This window comes from uncultured Porphyromonas sp. (assembly GCF_947254915.1).
GTDB lineage: Bacteria > Bacteroidota > Bacteroidia > Bacteroidales > Porphyromonadaceae > Porphyromonas.
The window spans coordinates 1-10,146 of the sequence record NZ_CAMYEZ010000083.1 but is presented as its reverse complement, the minus strand read 5'-3'; the positions used below and the strand labels follow the sequence as shown (position 1 = coordinate 10,146).

General features: G+C 53.2%; 7 protein-coding genes. All 7 read right to left on the bottom strand.

Annotated elements, in window-relative coordinates:
• Positions 1-128: 128 nt before the first annotated feature.
• The 7 genes from gmk to Q0X57_RS05865 all read right to left on the bottom strand — a co-directional run bounded on the left by gmk (position 129) and on the right by Q0X57_RS05865 (position 9,731).
• Positions 129-695, bottom strand: coding sequence for a guanylate kinase (gmk, locus tag Q0X57_RS05895; protein WP_297728938.1), 567 nt, complete (start codon positions 693-695; stop codon positions 129-131).
• A 19-nt stretch (positions 696-714) separates the two neighbouring features.
• Positions 715-1,608, bottom strand: coding sequence for a YicC/YloC family endoribonuclease (locus Q0X57_RS05890; protein ID WP_039865865.1), 894 nt, complete (start codon positions 1,606-1,608; stop codon positions 715-717).
• Positions 1,609-1,741: 133 nt separating this feature from the next.
• Positions 1,742-5,074, bottom strand: coding sequence for a preprotein translocase subunit SecA (gene secA / locus Q0X57_RS05885; protein WP_297728934.1), 3,333 nt, complete (start codon positions 5,072-5,074; stop codon positions 1,742-1,744).
• A gap of 11 nt (positions 5,075-5,085) precedes the next feature.
• Positions 5,086-6,639: an alkaline phosphatase family protein gene (locus Q0X57_RS05880; RefSeq protein WP_297728931.1), complete on the bottom strand. Its 1,554-nt coding sequence runs from the start codon at positions 6,637-6,639 to the stop codon at positions 5,086-5,088.
• Positions 6,636-7,883 (bottom strand): DUF4105 domain-containing protein, encoded by a 1,248-nt coding sequence (locus tag Q0X57_RS05875; RefSeq protein WP_297728928.1) that lies wholly within the window; start codon positions 7,881-7,883, stop codon positions 6,636-6,638. The genes Q0X57_RS05880 and Q0X57_RS05875 overlap by 4 nt, the downstream gene beginning before the upstream one ends.
• Positions 7,884-7,929: 46 nt before the next feature.
• Positions 7,930-9,090 carry a molecular chaperone DnaJ gene (gene dnaJ, locus Q0X57_RS05870; RefSeq protein ID WP_297728925.1) on the bottom strand — a complete coding sequence of 387 codons (1,161 nt, stop codon included), beginning with the start codon at positions 9,088-9,090 and terminating at the stop codon, positions 7,930-7,932.
• A 35-nt stretch (positions 9,091-9,125) separates the two neighbouring features.
• On the bottom strand, positions 9,126-9,731 hold the full coding sequence (locus Q0X57_RS05865) for a nucleotide exchange factor GrpE (RefSeq protein ID WP_297728923.1): 606 nt from the start codon (positions 9,729-9,731) through the stop codon (positions 9,126-9,128).
• Positions 9,732-10,146 lie beyond the last annotated feature (415 nt).

Sequence of the window (10,146 nt, the reverse complement as noted above, 5' to 3'; positions counted from 1 at the left end):
CAACTACGCCCCGCGTGGACTTTCACCACAGATGTATGACATGCCCGTCATACAATAAAAAGGCTCAACCAACGGTTGAGCCTCCTATTTATCAATACTGCAACTTACTCAGCACTCTTGAATTAGAGCTAATGACTAATAGCATCTCGGATAATCTGTGCGACCTGCGAGACGCAAAGCGTGAGGTCGTCATTGACAACGGTGTGGTCAAACTGCTCGGCAAAGTTGATCTCATACGAAGCACGACGCATGCGCTCCTCGACCAGCTCAGGACTCTCGGTGCCTCGTGACTCTAGCCGACGACGCAGCTCCGCAAAGGTGGGTGGCATGAGGAAGATGCTGACGACTTTGTCTCTGTAAGCCTCTTGAATGCGCATCGCCCCAACGGCATCGACGTCAAAGAGGATATTGCGTCCCATAGAACCTAGCCGATCAACTTCGCTACGGAGCGTGCCGTAGTACTTGCCTGGGTAGACCTCCACATACTCAACGAGACGATCCTCGGCAATCAACTTCTTGAACTGCTCGGGCGTGTAGAAGTAGTACTCCACGCCATGCTGCTCATTGCCACGTGGCGGACGGCTCGTGGCGGATATGCTGAAGGAGAGGCGCAGGCTCTCGTCTTGCATGAGCTGCTGGATGACGGTGCTTTTGCCAGAGCCTGAGGGGGCAGATATAATGATGAGATGTGACATAGCTTTTGGCGCTTAGGTTTTATAGTACGTTGAGGACTTGCTCCTTGATTTGCTCTAGCTCGTCTTTCATCTGGACGACGAGCTGCTGCATGGCGGCATTGTTGCTCTTAGAGCCGAGCGTATTGATCTCACGCCCCATCTCCTGAGCGATGAAGCCGAGTTTCTTGCCTCTAGAGGGATCGGGGTCACCTGTCTGGGCTAGCACCTCACGGAAGTAGTGGATATGGTTGGCGAGTCGGTTCTTCTCCTCGCTGATGTCCAGCTTCTCGATGTAGTAGATGAGCTCCTGCTCTAGCCTAGCCTCGTCGTACTGTATGGAGGTGAGCTGGGCTAGTCGCTCCTCGAGCTTGCTCCGAAGGTCTGTGATGCGGCTCTGCTCATAAGGGTCAACCTCCGCGAGCAAGGCTGCGATGCGGTCAAGCTTCTCCACAAAGATGCGCTCGAGCGATGCGCCCTCTTGCACTCTAAAAGCGTTGAACTGATCAATCGCCTCCCCGATAGCTTGGCTCAGTAGCTGCATATCTTCGTCGGTGAGGGGCATTTCGCCCTGCTCTACGATGACGCCTGGGTAACTGAGCAAGAGACGTGTCAGATCCTCTGGTTGAGGTATCCCTTCGGCCTCTATAGCGCTATGGATCTGATCGTAGTAAGCATGGAGGAGAGGGGCATTGATCTGCACATGGGGGGAGGTGCCTAGCGAATTGTCGGCCGTGCGAATGGTCACGTCGACCTTGCCTCTGAAGAGTGCGGGGATCAAGATGCCACGAAGCTCTATCTCTCGGTCTCGTAGGATGGAGGGGAGTCGGAGTGAGAGGTCGAGTTGCTTGCTATTGACGGAGCGAATTGAGACCTCGTAGGTGACACCCTCTAGGAGTAGCTGACTGCTACCATATCCTGTCATGGAGTAAATCATAGTTCTTACGCTGTGTGGTGGGGATCAAAGCAAAGGTAGCTTCGTACACTACCCTACTGCGCCCCTATTGACTTTTGGAAATAGCAAAAAGGGGCAAAGCTTTTTGCCAAAGCCTGCCCCCATATGATGATGCCTAGGCGTTGCGCCCGTGACAATTCTTATACTTCTTACCGCTACCGCAAGGGCATGGGTCGTTGCGACCGATCTTTTGCTCCTTGACGATAGGCTGAGCCTTAGGCTGTGAAGCCTGTGTGGCGGCTTGTCCAGCTTGACGCTGCGCCTCCTGCTGGCTGGCGATCTCGTCCTTGGTCTCACGGTACTGGCTACGGTCTGTGCGTCGCTCGGTCTGAGCCTCCCGGACGGAGAGACTAGAGCCGTTCTCATCGTTCTCGGGGACTGGGATACGACCACGCGTGAGGATCGTAGCGGTCTTGCGATTGAGCCCGTCAAGCATATCACTAAAGAGCTCGTAAGACTCTAGCTTGTAGATGAGGAGTGGATCCTTGTTCTCGTAGCTAGCGTTTTGCACGGAGTTGCGTAGCTCGTCCATCTCTCGGAGGTGCTCCTTCCAAGCATCATCCAGGGTGTAGAGCATGATCGTCTTATGAAACTCCTTGACGATGCTCTTGCCCTCGGTGCGGTCTGCCTCGGCGAGGTCGCAAGGAATGTTGTACACCTTATTACCATCCGTGATCGGGATGATGATGCGCTTGAACTTGTCGCCCTGCGTCTCGTAGAGGTTGTGCAGGATCGGGTAAGCGACGGAGGCGATCTTCTCACCCTTGTGGTTGAGTGCCTGATAGACTGTCTCAAAGGTTTTGTCAACTACCTCATTCGTATGAGCCGACTTAAAGGTCTCTGGCGTGAACTCAGTCTCTACGGCTAGCACCGAGAGGAGTTCGTTGCGGAAGCCCTCGTAGTCGTCCGCCTCCTTATTCTTATTGACAATCGCCTCGGTCACGTCGTAGAGCATGTTGAGCACGTCCATACCGATGCGCTCGCCCATCAAGGCGTGGCGACGCTTCTCGTAGATACCCTTACGCTGTGAGTTCATCACATCATCGTACTCTAGGAGGCGCTTACGGATACCGAAGTTGTTCTCCTCGACCTTCTTCTGCGCACGCTCCACAGAGTTGCTGAGCATCTTATTTTCAAGAGCTTCACCTTCGCCAAAGCCCATACGATCCATCAGCGAAGCAATACGATCGCTCGCAAAGAGTCGCATCAAGTGATCCTCTAGCGAGATGAAGAAGACAGAGCTACCCGGGTCTCCCTGACGACCTGCACGACCACGCAACTGTCTATCCACACGACGTGACTCATGTCGCTCCGTACCGATGATGGCGAGTCCACCAGCCTCTCGCACCTCTGGCGAAAGCTTGATATCGGTACCACGACCAGCCATGTTGGTTGCGATGGTTACGGTGCCAGCTTGACCAGCCTGAGCGACGATGTCAGCCTCCTTCTGGTGTAGCTTAGCATTGAGCACCTGGTGGGGGATCTTGCGCAGTGAGAGCATACGACTGAGTAGCTCACTGATGTCAACCGAAGTCGTACCTACTAGCACTGGACGACCAGCCGCTATGAGGCGCTCGATCTCCTCGATGACCGCATTGTACTTCTCGCGAGCCGTCTTGTAGATACGGTCGTTCTGATCATCACGGATGACGGGGCGATTGGTCGGGATGACCACCACGTCAAGCTTGTAGATGTCCCAAAACTCTCCCGCCTCGGTCTCAGCCGTACCAGTCATACCAGCCAGCTTGTGGTACATACGGAAGTAGTTCTGCAGGGTGATGGTTGCAAAGGTCTGCGTAGCGGCCTCGACCTTGACCCGCTCCTTAGCCTCGATAGCTTGGTGCAGACCGTCTGAGTAGCGACGGCCATCCATGAGACGACCCGTCTGCTCATCGACGATCATCACCTTGTTGTCTATCACCACATACTGATCATCACGCTCGAAGAGGGCGTAAGCCTTAAAGAGCTGATTGACCGTGTGGACACGCTCGCTCTTAATCGCATAGTTGGTGATTAGCTCGTCCTTCTTAGTAGCGTACTCCGAGGGAGCAAGCCCCTCACCTTCCAGCTCGGCTAGCTGAGAAGCAATGTCTGGGAGTACGAAGAAAGAGGCATCCTCTGCACCTTTCGAAAGCATCTCGATACCCTTATCGGTGAGGGTGATGCTATTCATCTTCTCGTCAATGACGAAGTAGAGCGGATCGGTGACAATGTGCATCTGGCGCATATTCTCCGCCATATAGATCTCCTCGGTCTTGAGCATAGAGGCTTTGATGCCTGGCTCACTGAGGAACTTGATCAGAGGCTTGTACTTAGGCAGTCCCTTGAAGACACGGAAGAGGAGGAGGAAGCCTTCGTCCACTTCTTTCTTGTCCTCGCTCGCTATCTTCTTCTTTGCCTCTACGAGCAACTTAGAGACTAAATCTTTCTGAGCGTTGACCACCTTCTCGACATTGGGCAGGTACTCCTCAAAGAGCTGATCCTCTCCCTGAGGCGTAGGACCAGATATGATCAGAGGCGTACGGGCATCGTCAATAAGGACCGAGTCCACCTCATCCACGATGGCGTAGTTGTGCGGACGCTGGACGAGATCTGAGGGTGCTGTCGCCATGTTGTCTCTCAGGTAGTCAAAGCCGAACTCATTGTTCGTACCGAAGGTGATGTCCGCATTGTAAGCTTTGCGACGGCCTTCGCTATTAGGCTTGTGCTTGTCGATACAGTCAACGCTCAGCCCGTGGAACATATAGAGCGGTCCCATCCACTCGGAGTCACGCTTAGCCAGATAGTCATTGACCGTGACCACATGGACACCATTACCTGGTAGCGCATTGAGGAAGACTGGCAAGGTAGCGACGAGCGTCTTACCTTCACCTGTCGCCATCTCGGCTATCTTACCCTTGTGCAGTACGACACCACCGATGAGCTGTACTTTGTAGTGCACCATATCCCAGGTGATCTCGTTACCTCCTGCTACCCAGTGGTTGTGGTAGATCGCCTTGTCACCATCGATCTCCACGAAGTCGTGGTCTATCGATAGATCCCTATCCATCTGCGTGGCTGTGACGACGATCTGCTCATTATTGGCAAAGCGTCGTGCGGTCTCCCTGACAATAGCAAAGGCCGTGGGGAGGATTTCGTCGAGCTTGACCTCGATCTTCTCCAGTACCTCCTTCTCTATCTTATCAATCTTAGACCAAGCCTCCTCACGGGCATCTATGTCGAGATCCTCGATGCCCTCCTTGAGCTTAGCTATCTCTGCACGCTCCGAGGCAACGTACTCGTTGATCTCGTTGCGCAGCTGTTGTGTCCGATCTCTCAGAGCATCATCGCTGAGAGCCTGTATGGAGGGTTCGACCTCCTCGATCTTCTTAATGTAAGGTGTTATCTCCTTGAGGTCTCGCTGAGACTTACTACCAAAGAGCTTTGTGATGATATTACTGAGAGCCATAAAGTGGTTTATTATTTCTGATTGAATAGGGTAAAGAGTGGCGTGCCGTCAGCACTCATCGGCTGAGGGACACAGAGTAGGTATGCGAGCGAAGGTGCGACCGCGTCATAGGATATAGGCTCCGTAAGCCTTTGTGAAGCTACTCCTGGAGCCATCAAGATAAAAGGCGCTGAGACACGTCTCTGCCTCTGCTGCTCAGTGCCTTGCTTCTCTCCAGCCACCACTGCAAAGGGAGCTAGAGCCAGTAGCACATCGCCCGCATAGCTACGATAGCTACGCGAGTACAGAGGCTTAGCCCAAGCAGGCTGTGACAGCCCCCTCTGTAGTTGATATGCGGGGATTGCCCCGATGACACCTTCCATCTCGGATACAAAAGTAGCAAGATTATTGCTCATATCCTCCATATCCACCTTCTTATCTGCTATCTCCTTCTTATTTAGATGGAGCGTCTGATGGCTGTAGGCGATGACCCAGTCGTTGCGCCCATAGATGGCCGAGAGGTAAAGATTGGCCAGTGCAATACACTTCGCAGGGTCAAAGGTGACGACCGAACGACGAGAAGGAGTCTTCGGCTGAGCTAAGTTCGCAACAGGAACTCCGATGATATTGAGCGCATAATGGTCTGTGCCGTACAACTCTTGTAGCAGAGCAGTCGTCTGCTGCACCTGCTCATTAAGCCGAGCGTAGGCGTCTTGTTGCTCTGGCGAATAGTCCGCATAGGCGACCCCACGAGCGCCCACCTCCAGGTCTAAGACCATAACGATGAGCGTAGGCGACGTGCGATGCGCCTTGTGAGCGTAGCGTATGAACTCCTTAGACAAGTCGGTGATCGCATCATTGGCAAAAGGAGAGGTCAAGAGGTCGCTCATACGCCAAGCTCCCTCGAAGGTATGCGCAAAGCTACCCTCCTTCGCGCCTTTCGCAAGAGGCTTCCAAATGGTTGGTGTCGTGCGTCCGCCCAGCATGCGCTGCTCATTGTTTGCCTTAAGAGCTAGAGCAGGCAGACCGCCATAGAAGTTGGTCGTAGCCCACCAACCGCTGTGTTTATCGATCCATATAGCTCCCTCAGCGTCGTGCCCCGCCACAGCAATGGCATCGTTGGCACGGCTAGCTATCGCATAGACAATAGCATCGCCTTGAGAAGAGCCTCTGAGTACGTCTGTGAGAAGTTCGCTGCGCAAAGCACCTGCGGGAGCTAGCTGCTCTGCGCTGTTGATGCCACGATAGTCTCTATTGGCAAAGGTAGACTCCGAGCGCTGTGTCACCGCATCATACCGCTCAGCTTGGTACACGCCATGTATCTCTGGCATAGCACCAGCAGAGAGCGAGGCCAGTCGTGCCACTTCGTCTAGCAATGGATATGGATAGCGAATGTCAGGCGCCACGGTCCCCTGCTTCATCACCCAGTTCAATCCGTTGCTCCCCCACCCTGCTCGATAACTATCCAGCAAGTCGGTGCGCAGCCCCTTGACATAGATCTGCACCAGTATGTCAGGTCTTGCGCGCTGTGCGGAGAGTGCCAGTGGCAAGGTCAATGCGAGGAGTAGATAGCGAATAGATCTCATCTGCGCTCTGTTTGTCGTTTAGAATAGGTCAGGTAGGCTACCGAAAGGAGTGCCGAGTGAATGGCAAGCAAGATGATGGGCAACGAACTAGTCTGCACAGCACAAGTGACCAAGATCAGGAAGAGCGCTACTGCCAACGCATTTACCGAGTGGAAGTAGCGTGCGATGCGCTGAGCTTTGCCTCCCCTTCCCAAGGCAAACCAAGCCAAGAGCAGGAGCGGATGAAAGACCAGCAAGTTGTAGTTAGGATCGGTGCAGGGATGTATCGAGACGAAGGTTAGGAAGCTCAAGATGAAGCCCGCACAAGCGTAGGCCGTCATCATTAAAGGTATCCAGTAGCGACTACGACGCAAGTAGCACAGCACGCCTGAGACGACTAATAAGAGTGAAAACAATACGACAGGCTCTTGCCACCAATGAGCCACTGGTTGCGGAGCCGGTGTCGGAGTCTCATAGACGATGCGATTGCTCACGAGAGGCTTCGCACCCGTCGGAGTGATCAGTGTCGCTTGCTGCAAGAGACGATCCATCTCCATCGGTAGGAAGAGCCGATCCTCGACCGTCATAGTCGTGTCGGCAGGTGCTCCCAAGGCGAGCTGCGTACCGAGACGATACCACGGATGATAGTCCGCATAGGCATCGATGAGACTGCGTAGCGACTCCTCCTTCGCCACTTGAGGTAGCTCTATGCGCCACCCCTTAGGGAGCGTTTGCTTGACAATAGAATATGGTCGTGTAGCACAGTTGTCAAAGGCGAAGTTGTAGAGGTAGTACTTATTCTCCTCCTTAATGTTCCACGCTAGGTAAGAGCATATCGCCTCTTCCTGCTCGGGAGAGAGGTCTAGCTCTAGCTCATAGACGTTTTGCCCATAAGTATGGTAGCGGTAGATGAAGTATTCCCACGGCTCCTGCTGAACGAAGTAACCGTCCGTCTCACCTTTGATAAACTTAGTGTAAAAGCCTGGCTGGTCAAAGTCAAAGACCCCATAGTTGTACACATAGTCATCCTCTAGGTCGTCTAAGCTACGCACCCGCATCGCTGCGTGTCCATAGATCGTGTAGGCATCTGCCTGCGAGGGCGTACAGAGGAGTATACTGATGATACGATGATGCCCCTCGGCAGTCGCAGCAATCAGCGAGTCAGTACTGAGAGGCTCCTGCGCTGAGGCTGTGCTGCTCAGAGCTATGCAGAGCGATGCTATAAGTAGTGTGAGTCTAGCCCACACAGCGTTCATTCGTACCATACGATTAGCGGTCTTTGTATCCCATATATTAAGGTATAGGAGATGCTTACTCAAGCATCTCCCTATACTTCTTGTCTATAGCCTTACGATCGGCTTCCGTCGGATTAAAGTGCTCAGCCTTTGCCAATTGATCAATCAGCGACTCATCCTCTGCAGAGGTCTTCTGCGGAATGAAGACATTCACATTGACCATCAGGTCGCCACGTCCGTAGCCCTGTACAGAGGGGAGTCCCTTACCACGCATACGGAGCACCTTGCCAGGCTGCGTACCAGGCTCTATCTTGAGTCGTGCACTACCATCGATCGTCGGTACTGTCACCTGTCCACCACGTATCGCCGTGTGAATGGGGATAAGCAGATTGTAGATCAGGTCATTACCGTTGCGTATGAAGTCCTTGTGCTGCTCCTCTTGGATCACAACAAGCAGGTCACCAGGGATGCCATCTTGGGGGGCTGCATTACCCTTGCCCTGCAGGGTCAGCTGCATACCGCCCACGACTCCTGCGGGGATGCGAAAGGAGACAACCTCCTCACCCTGCGTCACACCCTTGCCGTGGCACTTAGCGCAAGGCTTCGTAACCACCTCACCAGAGCCTCCACAGGTAGGACAGACTGACTGCGTACGCATCTGACCAAAGATTGAGTTGCGCACATCGTAAACGACACCAGCGCCTCCACAGGTCGAGCAGCTGCGCTTGCCATCGCTCTCTGTGGTGCCCTGACCATGACAGCTATCACACTGGATCAACTTCTTGACGCGGAGCTTCTTCTCCACCCCACTATTGATATCCTCTAGCGTGAGGCGCACCGTAACGCGCAGGTCACTACCCATAGGACGCTGTGCTCTACCTGAGCCAGCGCCTCTACCGCCGCCAAAGTAATCGCCAAAGCCTCCTCCGAAGATGTCGCCAAAACGGGAGAATATATCATCCACCGTAAAGCCACCACCACCGCCAAAGCCTCCGAAGCCACTGGCTCCGTCTACGCCACTATGCCCAAACTGGTCATAGCGACTCCGCTTGTCGGGATCGCTCAGCACATCGTAAGCCTCCGCAACCTCCTTAAAGTGCTCCTCCGCCTCCTTGTCACCAGGGTTACGGTCGGGGTGATACTTTAAGGCTTGCTTGCGGTAAGCCTTCTTTATCTCATCTGCCGAAGCGTCTCGTGAGACACCCAGCAGCTCATAGTAGTCTTTCTTCGTTGCCATATATCTATCTTGTGCAGATCAAAGCTCCATGCCTCTTAGTTGCCGACGACCACATGCGCATGGCGTAGCACCTTGTCGTGAAGCATATAGCCCGTGCGAACGCAGTCGATCACCTGCCCCTTCTGCTCTGGAGTAGGTGCTGGAATCATCGCTACGGCCTCATGTAGGTTATCGTCAAAGGGTGTACCAGTCGCCTCAATCCTCACGACACCCTGCTTCTCTAGATAGCCGATTAGCTTATTATATATAAGGAGTAGTCCCTCTATAATCGGATCCTCCTCACTCTTGCTCTCATGGGCATGCTTGACCGCGAGCTCAAAGTCGTCCACAATCGGGAGCAGCTCCTTGAGGACACGCTCGCCCCCATTCTTGATTAAGTCGCTCTTCTCCTGTAGCGTACGCTTGCGATAGTTATCGTACTCAGCCAGCATGCGGAGGTGCTGATCATTGAGCTTATTCAGAGACTCCTGTAGCTCAGCCAGTCGCTGCTCCTCACACTGAGTCGCTGCCGCATCCGTCTCACACTCATCAGTCGTCTCACAGTTCTTCTGTGGTGCATCCTGCTTATTTTCAGTCTCCTGAGAGGCTTCTATATGTTGTGGCTCCGTAGGCTTGCCACCTTTCTTATTGTCCTTTTTCATAGTAGCTCTATATTTCTATCACGAGACCATACAATAACCCTGCCAAAGAGGCGCAACAGCGACACCGTCCGCCCAAATTCAGCCATTCTGTCACCAAGTCTCATCAACATATCGCATAATGCAGGACAAATGTACAACTAAATTCCTTGCCGTCTCCCCTATCTAGCCAAGCGCTCAGGTCTGACGCATGATACAAGTTCGGTTCATCTACGTCTATATTGAAGGAAATCGGGCAATTCCTCGGTGGATTTTTTTGATTATCCACGGAGGAACGAAAGAATTCTTCGGAACTTTGATTTCTTTCTTCCGAAGTTTCATTTCATTCTTCCGAACTTTTATATCGCCCCTACGTGAGGAATAAAAAATAGCTCCGTAGGAACTTCAAAATCCCTACGGAGCTACCGGTAAGTAATAC